Annotated in this window: 18 protein-coding genes; 8 read left to right on the top strand and 10 right to left on the bottom strand. The window is 68.4% G+C overall.

Features of this window, described 5'->3' with window-relative positions; genetic code table 11:
* Nucleotides 1-28 precede the first annotated feature (28 nt).
* Nucleotides 29-877: an NAD(P)H-binding protein gene (locus ACGFI6_RS39240; protein WP_393127759.1), complete on the bottom strand. Its 849-nt coding sequence runs from the start codon at nucleotides 875-877 to the stop codon at nucleotides 29-31.
* Between the two features lie 79 nt (nucleotides 878-956).
* On the opposite strand from ACGFI6_RS39240, the gene ACGFI6_RS39235 reads away from it, so the two are divergent.
* The gene (locus ACGFI6_RS39235) at nucleotides 957-1,694 is read left to right on the top strand and encodes a TetR/AcrR family transcriptional regulator (protein WP_393127758.1); all 738 of its coding nucleotides are present in this window, start codon (nucleotides 957-959) and stop codon (nucleotides 1,692-1,694) included.
* Here the strand turns inward: ACGFI6_RS39235 and ACGFI6_RS39230 are convergent.
* The 6 genes from ACGFI6_RS39230 to ACGFI6_RS39205 form a co-directional block, all read right to left on the bottom strand.
* Nucleotides 1,655-2,413, bottom strand: coding sequence for a cobalt-precorrin-6A reductase (locus ACGFI6_RS39230; protein ID WP_393127757.1), 759 nt, complete (start codon nucleotides 2,411-2,413; stop codon nucleotides 1,655-1,657). The two genes, ACGFI6_RS39235 and ACGFI6_RS39230, sit on opposite strands and share 40 nt — an antisense overlap.
* Nucleotides 2,410-3,150 carry a precorrin-4 C(11)-methyltransferase gene (gene cobM / locus ACGFI6_RS39225; protein WP_393127755.1) on the bottom strand — a complete coding sequence of 247 codons (741 nt, stop codon included), beginning with the start codon at nucleotides 3,148-3,150 and terminating at the stop codon, nucleotides 2,410-2,412. Before cobM ends, ACGFI6_RS39230 begins: the two co-directional genes overlap by 4 nt.
* Nucleotides 3,147-4,370 carry a precorrin-6y C5,15-methyltransferase (decarboxylating) subunit CbiE gene (gene cbiE / locus ACGFI6_RS39220; RefSeq protein WP_393127754.1) on the bottom strand — a complete coding sequence of 408 codons (1,224 nt, stop codon included), beginning with the start codon at nucleotides 4,368-4,370 and terminating at the stop codon, nucleotides 3,147-3,149. The genes cobM and cbiE overlap by 4 nt, the downstream gene beginning before the upstream one ends.
* On the bottom strand, nucleotides 4,360-4,740 hold the full coding sequence (locus ACGFI6_RS39215) for a PPOX class F420-dependent oxidoreductase (protein ID WP_393127752.1): 381 nt from the start codon (nucleotides 4,738-4,740) through the stop codon (nucleotides 4,360-4,362). Before ACGFI6_RS39215 ends, cbiE begins: the two co-directional genes overlap by 11 nt.
* Before the next feature lie 188 nt (nucleotides 4,741-4,928).
* Nucleotides 4,929-6,527, bottom strand: coding sequence for an ABC transporter permease (locus ACGFI6_RS39210; protein WP_393127751.1), 1,599 nt, complete (start codon nucleotides 6,525-6,527; stop codon nucleotides 4,929-4,931).
* The gene (locus ACGFI6_RS39205; protein WP_393127750.1) at nucleotides 6,524-7,441 is read right to left on the bottom strand and encodes an ATP-binding cassette domain-containing protein; all 918 of its coding nucleotides are present in this window, start codon (nucleotides 7,439-7,441) and stop codon (nucleotides 6,524-6,526) included. The genes ACGFI6_RS39210 and ACGFI6_RS39205 overlap by 4 nt, the downstream gene beginning before the upstream one ends.
* A 97-nt stretch (nucleotides 7,442-7,538) precedes the next feature.
* On the opposite strand from ACGFI6_RS39205, the gene ACGFI6_RS39200 reads away from it, so the two are divergent.
* Both ACGFI6_RS39200 and ACGFI6_RS39195 read left to right on the top strand, forming a co-directional pair.
* Nucleotides 7,539-8,030 (top strand): GbsR/MarR family transcriptional regulator, encoded by a 492-nt coding sequence (locus ACGFI6_RS39200; RefSeq protein ID WP_393127749.1) that lies wholly within the window; start codon nucleotides 7,539-7,541, stop codon nucleotides 8,028-8,030.
* A gap of 158 nt (nucleotides 8,031-8,188) precedes the next feature.
* Nucleotides 8,189-9,118 carry a type IV toxin-antitoxin system AbiEi family antitoxin domain-containing protein gene (locus ACGFI6_RS39195; protein WP_393127748.1) on the top strand — a complete coding sequence of 310 codons (930 nt, stop codon included), beginning with the start codon at nucleotides 8,189-8,191 and terminating at the stop codon, nucleotides 9,116-9,118.
* Nucleotides 9,119-9,185: 67 nt separating this feature from the next.
* On the opposite strand, the gene ACGFI6_RS39190 is transcribed toward ACGFI6_RS39195, so the two are convergent.
* Complete coding sequence (locus ACGFI6_RS39190; protein ID WP_393127747.1) at nucleotides 9,186-9,830, bottom strand: NBR1-Ig-like domain-containing protein; 645 nt, start codon at nucleotides 9,828-9,830, stop codon at nucleotides 9,186-9,188.
* A 211-nt stretch (nucleotides 9,831-10,041) separates the two neighbouring features.
* Between ACGFI6_RS39190 and ACGFI6_RS39185 the strand changes: the two genes are divergently transcribed.
* Entirely contained in the window at nucleotides 10,042-10,530 is a 489-nt protein-coding gene (locus ACGFI6_RS39185) for a CHAP domain-containing protein (protein ID WP_393127746.1), read from the top strand.
* A 106-nt stretch (nucleotides 10,531-10,636) separates the two neighbouring features.
* Entirely contained in the window at nucleotides 10,637-11,332 is a 696-nt protein-coding gene (locus tag ACGFI6_RS39180) for a CHAP domain-containing protein (protein ID WP_393127745.1), read from the top strand.
* A 30-nt stretch (nucleotides 11,333-11,362) separates the two neighbouring features.
* Here ACGFI6_RS39180 and ACGFI6_RS39175 read toward each other — a convergent pair whose 3' ends face one another.
* Entirely contained in the window at nucleotides 11,363-12,085 is a 723-nt protein-coding gene (locus tag ACGFI6_RS39175) for an alpha/beta fold hydrolase (RefSeq protein WP_393127743.1), read from the bottom strand.
* Between the two features lie 29 nt (nucleotides 12,086-12,114).
* A complete protein-coding gene (locus tag ACGFI6_RS39170) occupies nucleotides 12,115-13,164 on the bottom strand; it encodes a LacI family DNA-binding transcriptional regulator (protein ID WP_393127742.1) in 1,050 nt (349 codons plus the stop codon).
* Between the two features lie 135 nt (nucleotides 13,165-13,299).
* Here ACGFI6_RS39170 and ACGFI6_RS39165 point away from each other — a divergent pair, with 135 nt between their 5' ends.
* From ACGFI6_RS39165 to ACGFI6_RS39155, 3 genes are read left to right on the top strand one after another with little or no spacing between them, the layout of a single operon-like run.
* Complete coding sequence (locus tag ACGFI6_RS39165) at nucleotides 13,300-14,202, top strand: carbohydrate ABC transporter permease (protein WP_393127741.1); 903 nt, start codon at nucleotides 13,300-13,302, stop codon at nucleotides 14,200-14,202.
* Nucleotides 14,183-15,094, top strand: coding sequence for a carbohydrate ABC transporter permease (locus ACGFI6_RS39160; RefSeq protein ID WP_393127739.1), 912 nt, complete (start codon nucleotides 14,183-14,185; stop codon nucleotides 15,092-15,094). Before ACGFI6_RS39165 ends, ACGFI6_RS39160 begins: the two co-directional genes overlap by 20 nt.
* An 8-nt stretch (nucleotides 15,095-15,102) precedes the next feature.
* Nucleotides 15,103-16,401 carry an ABC transporter substrate-binding protein gene (locus ACGFI6_RS39155; RefSeq protein WP_393127738.1) on the top strand — a complete coding sequence of 433 codons (1,299 nt, stop codon included), beginning with the start codon at nucleotides 15,103-15,105 and terminating at the stop codon, nucleotides 16,399-16,401.
* The last annotated feature ends 216 nt before the right edge of the window (nucleotides 16,402-16,617 follow it).

Below are 16,617 nucleotides of genomic sequence, written 5' to 3'. Positions count from 1 at the left end.
AATCTATCGAGCCCTCGACCGCGCGCCGTCAGGTGGTGAGCTCACGGGCGAGAACCTCGCTGATCGGGGTCGCGGGGCGTCCCAGGAGCTTCGCCAGTGCAGGGTCGACGACAGCGAACTCACCTCGCCGCGCGGCCGCGAAGATCCCGAGCGTCAGGTCGACGACGAATTCCGGCATCCCGCGACCGAGCGCAGCCTGCTTCCACTCCTCGTCCGGCACGGTGACGCGGGTGATCGTCCGGCCGAGGAGCTTGGACGCGATCGCCGCGACCTCCGCGTAGTCGAGCAGCTCGGGACCGGTCAGCGGCGGCGTGATGCCGTCCAGGCGGCCGGGCTCGGTCAGCGCGACGACTGCGGCCTCGGCCAGGTCCTGGTGGGCGGTCCAGGAGAACGGGCCGTCCTCGGGTAGCACCAACTCCCCCGTCTGCAGGGCGGGTCGCAGCAGGAACGCCGGCGTACTCGCATAGAAGCCGTTGCGCAGCGCCGTGAACGGCACGCCGGAGTCGGCCAGGTCCTGTTCGGTCGCCGCGTGGCCGCGGGTGGCGAGGAACTGCGAATCGAGGCTCGCGGCCTGGTGGCTCGTGTAGAGGATCCGCTCCGCGCCGGCCGCCTTGGCCGCCTCGATCGCGACCTGGTGCGGCGCCGGATCAGCCGGGCCGGACACGATCAGCACCTGGGTGGCGCCCTCGAACGCGTCCGCCAACGAGTCCGGGGCCTCGAAGTCGCCGCGCCGGACCCGGATCCCCCTCGCGGCCAGATCGGCTGCCTGCTCCGGCTCGCGGACGCTGACGCCCAACTGATCGGCAGGGACCCGCTCGGCCAGGCCCTCCACCACGGCACGTCCGAGTCGCCCGGTCCCTCCGGTGACGATGATCATGAAGATCTCCTTGTTATCGATGGAAACATAATCACGCTATCACTGGAAACAGCGCGAGCCAACCGCTACCGTTGCCGTCGTGGAGGACGTTGAGCCAGGCGGTCAGGGCGAGGGCGGGCGGGCGCGGATGCGGGCGCAGATCGTCGAGGTCGCGGCGAAGCTGCTCGCTGCCAAGGGCCGGGACGCGGTGTCGACGCGGGCTGTCGCGGCGGCCGCGGGTACGCAGGCGCCGACGATCTACCGGCTGTTCGGCGACAAGGACGGACTGCTCGCCGCTGTCCTCGAGTACGGCTTCGCGACGTACCTGGCCGACAAGCCACCCCTCGACAGGGCGGCCGATCCGATCGCGGACCTGCGTGCGGGCTGGGACCTCCACATCGGCTTCGGCCTGGCGAACCCGGAACTGTTCCTGCTGATGTACACCGGCACGCAGCAAGGCAACCGGCCCGCAGCAGCCGAGGCCGGGATCGCGATCCTGCGAACCCGGATCCGCAACATCGCCGCGGCCGGCCGGCTGCGCGTCGACGAGGACCTCGCCGTCGACCTGGTCCAAGCGGCCGGCTCAGGCGCCGTACTCACCCTGCTCGGCCTCCCGCCGGACCGACGTAATCCCCGCCTGCCCGACACCATGTTCGACACCGTTGTGACCACCATCGCCACGCCGGCACAATCCGCGGACAGGGCGAGACCTAAGACGATCGAAGCGGGGGCGACCACCGCAGCCAACGCACTCCGCGCCTATCTACCGGACCTCGACGCGCTGACACCCGGCGAGCGTCACGTACTCGCCGAATGGCTGACCCGCATCACCCAGTAGACGGCTTCGTCGACGGACTCGATTGTCTGCACATCGGCCGGAAGTGGTGGACGGCGGATGACGACCACTGGGATCGACAGCTCGCGGGCGGCGGTGAGTTTGGCGGCCGTGGCGGGGCCACCGCTGTCTTTGGTGACGAGTACGTCGATGCGGTGATGGCGCATCAGCGCGAGTTCGTCCGCCGGAGTGAACGGGCCTCGAGCCAGGAGCAGGGTGCACCAGGTCGGGACGGGTGTGGGCGGCTCGATACATCGGGCAAGCGTCCACACACCGCTGGTGGCGAAGGTGTCGAGCCCTTGGCGGCCGATCGTGAGGAAGGCGCGTGATCCCAGCCCTGGCAGGAGATCGGCCGCTGCGGAGGCGGTGTCCACCCAGTGCCAACTGTCGCCAGGCGCCGGACTCCAGCCCGGCCGGCGAAGAACGAGGAACGGCACGCCGGAACCGTCCGCGCCTGGCGCGGCAGCGGCTCGGGCGGCGTTGGTGGTGATGCGGTGCGCGAAGGGGTGGGTGGCGTCGACGACCGCGTCGACCGGGTTCGTACGGAGCCAACGGGTGAGGCCCTCCGCGCCGCCGAAGCCGCCTACGCGGACCTCACCGTCGGGTTGATGGGCGGTGGTGGTGCGGCCGGCCAGGGAGGAGATGACCTGCACGCCCTCGGCGACCAAGCGCCGTGCGAGTTCGCGGGCCTCGCCGGTGCCTCCGAGCAGCAGGATTCTCATCGGGTGCGGTCGGCCGAGTACAGATGGCTGTCGCGGAAGGCCGTTGCCGAGAGCACCTTTCCGGCGATGATCACGGCGGTACGGCGGATGCCCGCGTCCCGTACCTGGGCCGCGATGTCGCCGAGCGTGCCACGGAGGACCACCTCGTCGTCGCGTGACGCCCGCGCGACGATCGCGACCGGGCAGTCGGCGCCGTAGTTCGGGACGAGTTCGGCGACCACGCGGTCGATCTGCTGGACGGCGAGGTGCAGGACGATCGTGGCCCGGGCGGCGCCGAGAGTGGCGAGGTCCTCCCCCGCAGGCATTGCGCTGGCGCTGCCGCCGATGCGGGTGAGGATGACGGTCTGGCCGACCTCGGGGACGGTGAGTTCGCGGTTGAGCGTGGCCGCGGCTGCTGCGTACGCGGGGACTCCGGGCGTGACGTCGTACGGGATCTGGAGGGCGTCGAGGCGGCGCAGTTGCTCGGCCATCGCGCTGAAGACGGACGGGTCGCCGGAGTGCAGGCGGGCGACATCGTGGCCGGCGGCGTGGGCGGTGCTGAGTTCGGCGATGATCTCGTCGAGGTTCAGGTCCGCGGTGTCGATCTTGCGGGCGCCGGGTGGGCAGTGGTCGAGCAGTTCGACGGGGACGAGCGCGCCGGCGTACAGGCAGACCGGCGAGGCCGCGATCAGATCTCGCCCACGCACGGTGATCAGGTCGGCGGCGCCAGGGCCGGCCCCGATGAAGTGCACGGTCATCTGGTCACGCTCCAGATGGTGACGGGCATGGCGGGGCGCCAGCCGGTCATGGTGCCGATGGCGGAGGCGCGTTGGACGTCGAGGCGGACCAGGTCGCCGCCGAACGTCTTGTACCACTGGGCGATCAGGGCTTCGGTCTCCAGCGTCACTCCGTTCGCCACCAGGCGGCCGCCGGGTCGTAGGGCGTTCCAGCAGGCGTCGAACATCCCGGGCGCCGTCGCTCCCCCGCCGATAAAGATCGCGTCGGGGGTCTCGAGGCCGTCGAGGGCTGCGGGGGCCGGGCCGACGACTACGTTGACCGCGGCACCTAGTGCGGTGACGTTGCGTTCGAGGCGCTTCGCGCGGTCGGGGTCGCGTTCGACGGCGATCGCCCGGCAGGTGGGGTGGTGGCGCGACCACTCGATCGCGATGCTGCCCGCGCCGCCGCCGACGTCCCACAGGACATGTCCGGGGACGGGCGCGAGGCGGGACAGGGAGACTGCGCGTACTTCGCGTTTGGTGAGCTGCCCGTCGTTCTCGTAGGCGTCGTCGGGCAGGCCTGGCACGGTGGACAGTACGGGGGCGTCGGGCGGGCACTGTACGGCGATGACGTTCAGCGGGTCGACGTCGTGGGACCAGGTGGAGGCTTGCGACGTACGGACGCGCTCGGTGGGGCCGCCTAGTTGTTCCAGGACGGTGAAGGTGCTGGCGGCGTAGCCGCGGGCGGTCAGGAGCTGCGCGACCTCGGCTGGGGTCTGGGCGCCGCGGCTGAGAATGAGAACTCGTCGGGCGGGTTGGAGGTGGGGGTGGAGGCGTTCGACCGGGTTGGTCACGAGGCTCACGACCTGTACCTGGTCTTGTGCCCAGCCGAGCCGTGCACAGGCCAGTGAGACGCTCGACGGGTGCGGGATCACGTGTACGGCGTCTGCGCCGAGCAACCGCACCAGCGTGGTGCCGATGCCGTGGAAGGTCGGGTCGCCGCTCGCGAGCACGCAGATGCGGAGGCCGCGGTACTCCGCCAGTAACCGAGGCAAAGCCTCAGACAATGGCGAAGGCCAAGCCACCCGCACCCCACCAACCGTTTCGTCGGATGGGAGGAGGGCTAGTTGGCGAGGGCTGGCTAGTAGAACTTCGGCTGACTGGGCTGCTGTGCGGGCTTCGGGGGACAGGGCGTTCCAGCCGCCGGCGCCGATGCCTATGACTGTGGCTGAGATTGTCACCGTGATCGGGTCAGCCGCCATTGCCGAGAACCTTCGTCACGGTGATCTCGATGACCACCCGCTGCGGATTGGGCCGCGGTTCCTTGTAGCGCTTCGCGTACCGCCGTTCGGCGTCCAGTACGTGCGCAGGTTCGTCGCTGACCACAGCACGTCCCTCGAGCGTGCTCCACCGACGCCCGTCCACCTGTGTCACCGCAACAGCCGCCGTACCGAGCCGGCGTATCACCCGCGCCTTGTACGACGTACCGGAGCAGATCACCCGCAACAGCCCGGCCTCGACGTCCAACGTCGCCCCGACCGGCGTGGCATGTACGGTCCCGTCCGCCCGGACCGTACTCAGCACACACAGATGCCGCTCGCTCCAGAACTCCACCAGCTGCTCACTGAACACCCCGCGATCGTAGACAGGCCCGCCCGGTGTACAACCGGGCGGGCCTAGGTCCTGTCTGGCGACTCCGCGCCGTAGCGAGGAGGTGCTCGGTGCGGCGAGGTGCCGTGCCGAGTGCCCCGCAGTAGGCGGGGAGTCGCCAGACAGGACCTCAATGCGCTGGACCCCTCAGACCAGCGCGGTTCAGGGGGTCAGCCGATGTCTCGGCGGCGGAAGGTTGCGAAACCGGCCAGGGTCAGGGCGGCGGCGATGGCGGTCAGCCAGAGGACGGGGGTGACGGAGAAGTCACCACCGGGCAGTCGTGGCGTGTGGCCGTACGGGCTGAGGTTGATCATCCACTGCGGCAGGTTGAAGATCTCCCCGAACTGACCGATCAGCAGGAACACCCCGTACAGCACCCACCCCCCGGTGACCAGCTTCGGCACCACGCCGAAGAGCGTGACGACCAGTGCGGTCACCAGCCAGATCGCGGGGAGCTGGACGGCGGCGGCCGCGAGCATGCGTGGCACCTGGTGCCCCATGTTGCCCAAGGACGCACCACTCGAGACCCCGGAGCCCAGACCGGCTACCAGGATCAGTACGCCAGTGCCGAGCACTGCCATCAGCACGTGGCTCGCCAACCACTGTGCGCGAGTCACACCGGTCGCCAGCAACGGCTCTGCACGCAGCGCAGTCTCCTCGGACCGCAACCGCAGAGCCGCCTGCAGCCCGAACGCCGACGCGAGCAGACCGACCATGCCCATCTCAGTGGCCAGGAACGCGTCCGTGATGCCCTCGACGCCACCCAGCTTCTGCACCATCTCCTTGGCGCTGTCGCTCGTCACGAACCCGTCCACGTTGCTGGCGATGTTGCCGACCAGCAGACCGAGCAGCAGGAACGCAAAACCCCAGCCGTACAAGGACCCTCGGTGCAGCCGCCACGCCAGCGCGAGCGGCGACCGGAGCCCTGCCGACGCCCGCGCCGGACCAGGACGCGGCCGGACCAGACCGGCGCCGACATCGCGCCGCTTGATCAGTGCGATCGCAGCCGCGATCAGTACGCCAAGGAACGCCAGCGGCACGAGCAGTACGACGAACCGGTCCCCCGCGTACGCACGGACCTGCTGCGACCACCCGACGGGTGACAGCCATGACACCCACCGGCTGCCGCCGTCCGCGGACGAGTCGCCGATCGCACGCAGTACGTACGAGACACCCAGCACCACTGCGGTCAGCCCGTTGGCGGCCCGCGCGCTCTCGGTGACCTGGGCCGCCACGGCACCAACTCCGGCGAACGCCAGGCCGGACGCTGCCCACATCAGCCCGAACGCGAACGATCCCGTGGTGTCGAGACCGCTTCCCATCAGGGCCAGTGCGGTCACCAGCCCGAGCACGATGACAGTCCCGCCGGACACGATCAGTGCGGCCGTCAGAGCGGCGTACCGGCCGAGGACTCCTGCACTCAGGAGCTCGAGGCGGCCGTTCTCCTCCTCGGTGCGGGTGTGCCGGACCACGAGCATCGCGGCGAGCAGCCCGACCAGTACGGCGCCGAACGCGGTGAGCTTGAACAGCGAGACCTCCCCGAGCGAGGTCTCGTCGAAGATCCGCCCGTAGAGCGAGACCAGCGCAGGCGAGGCGTTCGTGGTCCGCGCGGCCTCCGCGAGCGACTTCGGATCGGAGTACAGCTCGATCGAGGCCTTGGCCGATCCGGCCGCCGACAGCACGAACACGAGGATCCAGATCGGGATCAGCACCCGGTCCCGGCGCAGCGCGAGCCGCACCAGGGTCCCGGTCCCGGCGAAGTCGGTCATCGCACTGCCGCCTCGGGAACCTCGGCCGGTACGTCGTCCTCGTAGTGCCGCAGGAACAGCTCCTCGAGCGTCGGCGGCTGGGCCACCAGGCTCTTGATGCCGCTCGCGGACAGCTGCCGCATCACAGCGTCGAGCTGGGCGGTGTCCACCTCGCAGCGGACCCGGTTGCCCTCGACATCGAGGCTGTGGATGCCGGGCAGGTTCGCGAGACCGTTCGGCGAGCCGGCGAGCTCGGCCTGGATCGACGTACGGGTGAGGTGCCGCAACTCGGCCAGCGTGCCGGTCTCGACCACCTTGCCGCGCCGGATGATGCTGATCCGGTCGCACAGCGCCTCGACCTCGGACAGGATGTGGCTCGACAGCAGCACTGTACGGTCACGCTGGTGCTCCTCCTCGATGCACTGCCGGAACACCTCCTCCATCAGCGGGTCCAGGCCGGAGGTCGGCTCGTCCAGGATCAGCAGCTCGACGTCAGAGGCCAGTGCCGCGACCAGGGCGACCTTCTGCCGGTTGCCCTTCGAGTACGTCCGGCCCTTCTTGGTGGGGTCCAGGTCGAAGCGCCGCAGCAGGTCGTCACGCTTCTTCTCGTCCAGGCCACCGCGGAGCCGACCGAGCAGGTCGATCACCTCACCGCCGGTCAGGTTCGGCCACAGGTTCACGTCGCCCGGGACGTACGCCAGCCGCCGGTGCAGCTTCGCGGCATCGCCCCACGGGTCGCCACCGAGCAGTGAGACATCACCGGCATCACCCCGCAGCAGCCCGAGCAGGACGCGGATGGTGGTGGACTTCCCGGCGCCGTTCGGCCCGAGGAAGCCGTGCACCTCACCGGTCGCGACCTCCAGGTCGAGACCGTCGAGGGCGTGCGTACTCCCGTACGACTTGTGCAGTCCAGAGACCACGATGGCTGATGTCATGTTTCATAACGTACACTTCATTCAGAAGTTTGTGAATCTTGCTAACACGTTTCTCACGTGTCAGGTAATCCAGTGGCCCAGAGGGGATGATGGGGCGGTGAGTGCACACCGAGACGACGACGCCGTCAGGCGGTACACCGAGCAGTTCGGCAACCTGCTCGCCGAGACAGGCTGGCCACGGATGGCAGCCCGGGTCTTCGCCGCGATCCTGTCCAGCGTGGACGGCCGGCTGACAGCCGCCGAGCTGTCCGACCAGCTGCAGGCCAGTCCGGCCGCGGTCTCCGGCGCCGTCAATTACCTCCTCCAGTTGCGGCTCGCGAGCCGCGAGCGCGAGCCCGGCAGCCGGCGCGATGTGTACGTCGTCCAGGACGACGCGTGGTACCAGACGATGATGACCGAGGACGTCGCCCTGTCCCGCTGGTCCGAGTCCCTGCGCAAGGTCCTCGACGCCGCCGGCGACGGCACCGACGCCCACCACCGCGTCCATGTCTCGCTCGCCTTCATCGACTTCCTCAGCGAAGAGCTCAAAGGCCTCAGCGAACGCTGGATCAAACGCAAAGCCGAACTAGACGCCAACTACGGCACCTGACCCGGCAGGCTCCGCCGGACCTAGGACACCTGATGGAGACCGCGGACATCTGATCAGGTGTCCGCGGTCCCCATGAGCTGGACAACGTCCGTCGGACTGTTATCCACAGACCAGAAGTTCGGCGTACAACGAGGTGCCGCCGACGGCATGTTGTAAGTATGAATCCGAAATTGAGGGCAGCCTGCGAGCATCGGTCGGGGTGGTTCAATCGGGCCGACGTCCTGGCTGCCGGCTACAGCGATGCCGAGTTGCGGAACCGGCTGCGGCGCGGGCAGTGGTCGCGCCTCGGCCGCGATGCCTTCGTCGAGCCCAGCGAGTGGCCGGTCGGAGAGCAACCCTGGGATCGGGCGCGGCGGCTGCACCTACTGGCGGCGCGGGCACTGACCGCACGACTGGACGATGTCGTCATCAGCCATCAATCCGCAGCCGTCGTGCACGGCTTGCCCACGTGGGGCCTCGATCTCCGCAGGGTCCACGTGAGCAGAGCGGTCGGCCGGGTTCGATCCAGCTCCTCGTTGCACGTGCACCGGTCGGCCGTCGATCCCGACGAGATCACCGAAGTGGACGGTCTCCGGGTGACCACGGTCGAGCGCGCGATCACCGAGACAACGTGCACCACGTCATACGAAGTCGGAGTCGTGCTCGGAGATGCGGCCCTGCGCAAGCGGCTGACAGTACCGGAGCAACTCGTCGCAGCGGCGGACCGGCGCCTGCACTGGCGCGGTTCGCCGGCGGCACGATCTGCAGCCCGCTTCGCGGACGGGCTGAGCGAGTCGGTCGGAGAGTCTCGGTTGCGCGTGGTGATGGACAACCACGGCCTGCCGCGACCTGCGTTGCAGGTGGAGATCCGCGACGAAAGCGGCCGGCTGATCGGTCGCGTCGACTTCCTCCTCGGCGAGATCCTGATCGTCGAGTTCGACGGCGCCCTGAAGTACGGCAGTACCGCAGACGCCGTCCTCGCCGAGAAGTGGCGGGAGGACCGCCTCCGGGAACGCGGGTACGGGTTTGCTCGGGTGGGCTGGAAGGACTTCGATCGCCCGGCAGCACTCGCCGCCCGGCTGCAGCGCCGCCTGACGAGTGGACATTGACCATCGGGCGGGGACCTCGTACACCTAATCAGGTGTACGAGGTCTCCACAGGGTGACCGAGGTGCGGCTAGGGCGCGTAGATGGTGAAGATGGTGCAGTAGAGGGGTGGGGATTCTAGGCCTGGGTAGTAGAGGCGGCCGGCTTCGTCTGTGAGTTTGAAGTAGGCGGTGGAGGCTCCTACTTGGGAGGGCGCCTGGAGGGACAGGGTTACCGTCACGATGTCGCCGGGGGCTGCGTCGGGGACGGGGGCTCTGGTGGGTGAGCGCAGCCAGCCGGGGGTGCCGGGTGCGCCTTGGCGGGTGAGCCAGCGGTTGTGCCAGATGCGTTCGCCACTGTTGCGGAGCTCCCAGGTCTTCTCGAACGCCTCGTCCCGGAACACACGGGTCCCATCCGGCATCGTCTCGCCGACGAGCTCCGCCCGGTCGTCGGGGTGGTGGTCGATCGGCACCGATCCGCCGAGCAGCACCGGCTGGACGTGCCGGCGCAGGTCGCGCTGGGACATGTCGCGACCGGCCCGTACGGCGGCGTCGAGCTCCATGAGCTGGTTGACGAGCGCCTGGTTCGCCCCGAACGAGCCGTCGTACCACTCGATCAGCTCGCGACTCGGCTTGGTGTGACCGCGCTCGACCCGCGACAGGTGCCCCTTGTCCCAGCCCGATTCGCTCGCGGCCCGGGTCAACGGCATCCCGGCGGCCTCCCGCAGCTCGCGCATGCGGGCTCCGATCACGTACCTGGCCTGGGCTGGGCGCACGGCGCACTCTCCGCTCTCGCCGTCACTTATCTACACAAAGTACCAAATCGCAGTGAATCAGTACCGTTGCCCACTGCGACAATCCGATCACGCTCTGATTGTCTGCACAAAGGAAGTGTTTCTCCAAGAGAACAGGCCGTTGCACCGCCCCCCAGAGTGAAAGGCAACCATCATGAGGTCCTCTCTTTCCCGTACGTTCACGCGCCTGACCGCCACCGTCGCCGTCCTAGGCGGGCTGACCATCGGAGCCACCGCCCTACCGGCCACCGCCGCCCCGGCCAGCACAGCGCCGACGGCCAGCGCAGTGCTCGGACCGCAGTCGCGGGCCGACAACGCGGTCGCCTGGTTCGCCGCCCGCAACGGATCCACCGCATACCAGGGCTACTGCGAGAAGGCCGTCGAGAACGCGTACGGCACCACCGGCATCTACGCGTCCGCGATCGCCAACTGGAACGACGCCGTCCGCCGCGGCGCCGCGCACCGCGGCGACACGAACCCGCCGAAGGGCGCACTGGTGTTCTGGAACATCAGCTCGTACGGCCATGTCGGCGTGGCCACCGGCGACGGCAACTTCTGGGCGACCAGCGTCAGCGGCGCGATCGGCAAGCGCGCGTTGCCGTACTTCAACAACTACCTCGGCTGGGCGCAGCCGAACTTCTGAGCCACCGGCGGCGGCGCCCGACCGCCCCGCGGGCGCCGTTGCCCACTGCGACAACACCAGCGGTTTTTGGTTCCCTGCGAAGACAACTTCAAGAAGGGAACACACCATGCGTACCGCCCTCATGCGCATCACCGCCCGTGTTGCCACCACAACCCTCCTCGCCGGCGCCGCCGTCCTCGGCACCGGCACCCTGACCGCGAGCGCCGCCACCGGCACCGTGGTCACCGACAGCGGCCAAGGCGTCGCCATCCGGTCCGGGAACGCCACCATCTTCGGTACGGTCGGCACCCAGCCGAACGGATCGGTCGAGATCGACTGCCAGCTCTACGGCGAACCTGTCACCGGCAAGTACGGCCGCAGCCTGGTCTGGGACCACATCCCCGGCAAGGGCTACATCACCGATGCCTACGTCAACACCGGCAGCAGCGGCCTGATCGCACCGCTGTGCACCAGCAACCCGCGCGCCGACAACGCCATCGACTGGTACGCCGCACGCAGCGGCTCGACGGCGTACCAGGGCTACTGCGAGAAGGCTGCTGAGAACTCGTACGGCAAGACCGCGATCTGGGCCTCTGCCAAGGCCGACTGGAACGACGCCGTGGCCCGCGGCGTCGCGCACAAGGGCGACCTGAACCCGCCGAAGGGCGCCCTGGTCTTCTGGGACCTGGCCGCACCGTACGGCCACGTCGGCGTCGCGAAGGGCGACGGCACGTTCTGGGCGACCAGCGTCAGCGGCGCGATCGGCACCCGCGCGCTGCCGTACTTCAACAGCTATCTCGGTTGGGCCTGGCCCAACTTCTGATCACGAGCACCCGGACGCGCGCGCCGCCCCTCACGCGTCCGGGTGCTCGACCCGGTTCAGCCAGTCCGACACCAATGCCCTGTAAACAAGGGACCCTGGCCCGGGCAGGAAGTGGTCTTCCTGATCCAGTACGGCGTACGTCGCGCGCGGGTAGTCGTCGAGCAGCGGCCACGCATCGGCGTACCCGGCGGTGGTGTCCTGCCGGCCGGTCACGATCAACGTGGGCCGCTCGAAGCGCACCGCCGGATCAACGCTGAGACCGTACGTCGACACGTCGCGCTGGATCCTTCCGAGAAAGGCCAGATCGGCTACCTCCTCGGCAGTGTCGTAGTACTCGTGCTGACGGTCCCGGGCCGCGGACGGCAGCAGGTGCTCAGCGGTCGGGAGAGTGCGCCGGGACCGGTCGATGACGATACCCGGTGCCCTGAGCAACAATCCGAGCACGCGGGACGAATCGCGCCGGACGATGCCGCGGGCATGCAGACCGCCCGCCGACGTACCGACCAGTGCGAACGGTTCGTCGCCCGCGATCGAGTCGATCAGCTCCGCGATCGCCGCGAGCATCCCGTCCTGGTCGGTGATCGATGCGACAGCGGGCGACTGCCCGGTGCCGGGCGGGTCGACGTACACGCGGCGCCAGCCCGGACGCTGCTCGAAGAGCGGCTCGTGGATGTCGCGACCCTCGCCGGCGTCGCCGCCCCAGCTGGGCAGGAAGAAGATCGGCCGGCCGTCGCCGAAGGACTCGTAGTACACGAAGCGACCTTAGCGAGCCCGGCCGTCGATCACTGCGGCGTTCTCTTCGCAGCAGAATCCGGCGAACGCTCCCCCGACCCGCGCTCGATCAGCGCGCACGGCAGCACGATCCGCTGCGGCGGACGGGTGTCCGTCCCCGACGCGCGATCGAGCAGCAACCGCGCCGCGCTGCGACCGAGCTCCGCGATGTCGGAGGCAACGACCGTGACCGGCGTCGGCAGCATGTCGGCGAGCCGGAAGTCGTCGAACCCGACCACCGCCGGACTCCGGTCGAGCTCGCCGAGCGCCCGCAGCACACCTTCGACGAGGAAGTTCGTGGAGGCGAAGATCGCGGTCGGCGGGTCCGGACGGAGCATCACCTCCCGGGTCGCCTTCTCGGCGGCCTCGGCGTTGCCCTCGGGCAACTGGATGACGAGCGACTCGTCGACGTCGATCCCGGCGGCCCGGTGCGCGCGCCGGAACCCGCGCAGCCGGCGGCCGATCGTGTAGTACGACGGGGCGAGGATGATCGCGATCCGCTCGTGGCCCTGCCGCAGCAGATGCTCGGCGGCGATCCGGCCACCGCCCTCGTTGTCGACCATCACGATGTCCGCATCGATGCCGGTCGCCGGGCGGTCGACGAAGACCACCGGAACGCCGGCGCCCTGCAGGAACGCGTGATCGCCCTGGTCGGGCACGATCATCAGCCCGGCCACCTGGCGGCTGACCAGCTCCTGGATGGCCCGCTTCTCGCCTTCCGGATCCTCGTCGACACTGCCCAGCACGACGGCGAAGCCGGACTGCCCGGCGACCTCGAGGGACGCCTTCGCGATACTCGCGTAGAACGGGTTGGTCAGGTCGCCGAGGACCAGTGCCAGGGACGTCGACTTCTTGCCCGGCCGGAGCGCGCGGGCCACTTCGTTGCGCTGGAATCCGAGCTCGTCGATCGCGGCGCGGACGCGTTGCGCGGTCTCGTCGCGGACACCGTGGCCACCGTTCACCACCCGCGAGACCGTGCCGAGCCCGACGCCGGCCCGGCGGGCGACGTCGATCATCGTCGGCCGGGCGACCTCCGGCTGGCTTGGAAACGTTTCGGGCACGGGGTTGACTTCCTTTTCACGACACGGCATCGTCACCCAACAGTAAGACGTTGGAAACGTTACCGTCCAGGAGGCCGGATGAATAGTTCGTCTTCAGGCGGAACCACCACCAGAAAGCGGCGAAGTCGCGGTGGGATGAGCCGCAACGCCGGCTCCGATGTGAAGGCCGCGTACCTGTTCATCGCACCCGCGGTGATCGGGTTTCTGGTCTTCGTGGGGTATCCGCTGATCCGATCGTTCTATCTCGCGCTGACGAAGTACAACGGGCTGACCGACCCGATCTTCGTTGGCCTCGGCAACTTCCGGCGGCTGTTCAGCACCGACCCGGCCTTCTGGCCGGCGTTGCGCGCGACCGGCTACCTGGTGTTGCTCTATGTCCCGTTGTCGCTGGTCCTCGGCCTGGCGCTGGCGATGTTCTGCAACCAGCGGTTCGCCGGCGTCCGCGTGGTCCGTACGCTCGCGTACCTGCCGGTCGTGCTGCCGGCGGTCGCCAGCATCACGCTGTGGAAGTTCATGCTCGACCCGCAGGTCGGCCTGCTGAACACGGTCCTCGACCGGCTCGGCCTGCCGACGAGCCTGTGGTTGCAGAGTCCCAAGATGGCGATGCCCTCCGTGGTACTGGTGATGCTGTGGGGCGTCGGCGGGACGATGATCATCTTCCTGGCCGCACTGCAGTCGGTGCCGACCGAGCTGTACGAGGCGGCCAAGGTGGACGGTGCCGGCCCGTGGTCGGTGTTCTTCCGGATCACGATGCCGATGATCAGCCCGATCATGCTGCTCCAGGTGATCCTGCAGACCACGGCCGCGCTGCAGACGTTCAACCAGCCGAAGATCCTGACCAACGGCGGTCCGGGGTTCAGTACCAGCGTGCTGATGCTCGGGATCTACAACAACGGCTTCCCCACCCTCGGCCGGGTCCCGCAACTCGGGTACGCGTCCGCGCAGGTGTGGGTGCTGTTCATCATCATCATCGCCGTGATCGCCCTGACCGCGAAGTTCTCCTCGCTCTGGACGTACAGTGACAGCACTTCCGACTGAAGCCCCGCCCGCGACGGTTGCCGGCCAGGCCGCACCGCCCGCGAAGAAGAAGCCCCGCGTGCTCGGCACGACGTCGTGGTACGTCGTCGCGCTGTTCATCTGCGCGGTGATGATCGTGCCGCTGCTGTGGATGATCACGATCGGCCTGAAGAGCAAGAGCGCCGTCTTCGACATCCCGCCGAAGTTGCTGCCACACGAATGGAGCTGGAGCAACTTCATCAACGGGCCGAAGGCGATCCACTTCCCGCGGTTGTTCCTGAACTCGATCATCATCACCGCGCTCAGCGTGATCGGCGGCGTGCTGACCGCGATGATGGCCGGCTACGCGCTGGCCAGGTTGCGGTTCCCGGGACGGAAGGTGTGGTTCTACCTGTTCGTCGGCAGCATGCTGCTGCCGGGCGTGGTCGGCCTGATCCCGTTGTTCCAGATGTACAAGAGCATCGGCTGGTACGACACCTGGCTGCCGCTGATCGTGCCGGCCTTCCTCGGCGGGAACCCGCTGTTCATCTTCCTGGCCCGGCAGTACTTCCTGGCCATCCCGTACTCGATCGACGAGGCGGCCAAGATCGACGGCGCCGGGCACCTGCGGATCTTCGTCAGCGTGATGCTGCCGCTGACCCGGCCGGCCTGGCTGACGATGGCGATCCTGGCGTTCCAGGCGTCCTGGAACGACTACCTGAATCCGCTGGTCTATCTGTACTCGTCCGGCAAGTGGCCGTTGTCGGTGGGGATGGCGTCGTTCATCTCACCGTTCGCCGGGAAGACCCCGGACTGGAGCTACTACATGGCCACGAACCTGCTGTACATGCTGCCGCCGCTGATCATCTTCTTCGCCGCGCAGCGCTACTTCATCCAGGGCCTCGGCGCTCTCGGCAGCACGAACCAGAAATGAGGATTGGTGTGAAGAGGACAATCGGTATCACCGCGCTGGCGTGCGCCGGGTTGCTGACGGCAACGGCCTGCAGCGGGTCGGACTCCGGCGGATCCAGCGACGGGCCGGTCACCGTGACCGTGATGACGTGGGAGTCGGCCGACACCAACGTCGCGATCAAGAAGGCCCTGGAAGGCTTCAAGGACGACAAGATCACGGTCAACCTGCTCGACACGCCGAGTGGCCAGTACGGCGACAAGCTGGCGTCGCTGACCCAGGCGAAGAAGCTGCCGGACCTGTTCTGGTGCGGTAACGACACCGAGCAGCAGTACACGTCGCAGGGTCTGCTCGTCGACTGGGCGGACAAGATCAAGAGCGGTGACGGCGACTTCAAGGCGGACAAGTTCGTCCCGTCCGCGATCGAGAACTGGAAGACCGCGGACGGCCAGATGGGCGGCCTGCCGTCGCTGATGAACACGTACGGCGTCTGGTACAACGCCGACGCGTTCGCCGCGGCCGGTCTGCAGGTGCCGAAGGCCGGGTGGACCTGGGACGAGATGTACGCCGACGCTGCGAAGCTCGCCGGCAAGAACGGCGCGAAGTACGGCCTGGTCGCCGATCAGCTGACCAGCGCCGACGGTCCGTTCACGATGAGCATGTACTCGGTCTCGGCCGGCGGCGCGCCGTTCACCGACAACGTGAACCACCCGACGAAGGCCGAGGCCGACGACAAGTACAAGGAAGGCGTCGAGAAGCTGACCGCCGCGATCAAGAACGGGTCGGTCGCGCCTCCCGGGTACGACGCGTCGAACGTGCAGGCGCTGTTCGCGGCCGGCAAGGTGCCGATGACGTTCGGCGGCCAGTGGCTGGCGGCCGGGTTCCAGACCGACAAGCCGAAGGTCAAGTACGGGTTCGCGCCGTTCCCGCAGGTGCAGACGCCGACCACGCTGTACGACTCGGTCGGCATCTGCACGCCGCAGTACACGAAGAACCAGGACGCGACGTTCAAGGTGCTCGAGTACATCAACACGAAGGTGTGGGACGCGGTCCTGCCGGCCTCGCCGGTCGCGCCGCCGGCGTACACGCCCGCGCAGGCGAGCTACTTCGACTCGCTGACGAAGGCGCAGCAGCCGACGGTCGTGGACACGGTCAAGGCGGATCTGGCTGCCGAGAAGACGGTCGGTGTTCGCTTCACGACGCAGTGGGCCAGCCAGGTCGGTGATCTGACCACCGCCAACTACCAGCCCATCCTGAGCGGCAAGAAGCAGATCAGCGACCTACCGGCCTACGTCGACAAGATCAACGGCCTCATCAAACAAGGCAGCTAGCTGACTCATTTGCCTGGCAGACCCACCAATTTGCCTGGCAGACCAATGAAATGAGGGGTTCTACACCCGGAACCAGGGTGTGGAACCCCTCATTTGCTGGGCCTGCCAGGCAAATGAGGTGAGGGCGACGGCGGTGTGGCGGCGAGGTGGGGTCGGGCGGCGGGCAGCACGTGGTAGGCGGTAACGGGCGGGCGGCCGCCAGTACAGCGCGAGTCG

This window comes from Kribbella sp. NPDC048928 (assembly GCF_043197975.1).
GTDB lineage: Bacteria > Actinomycetota > Actinomycetes > Propionibacteriales > Kribbellaceae > Kribbella.
The sequence above is the reverse complement of the archived record's forward strand: the minus strand, read 5'-3'. Positions and strand labels throughout refer to the sequence as shown.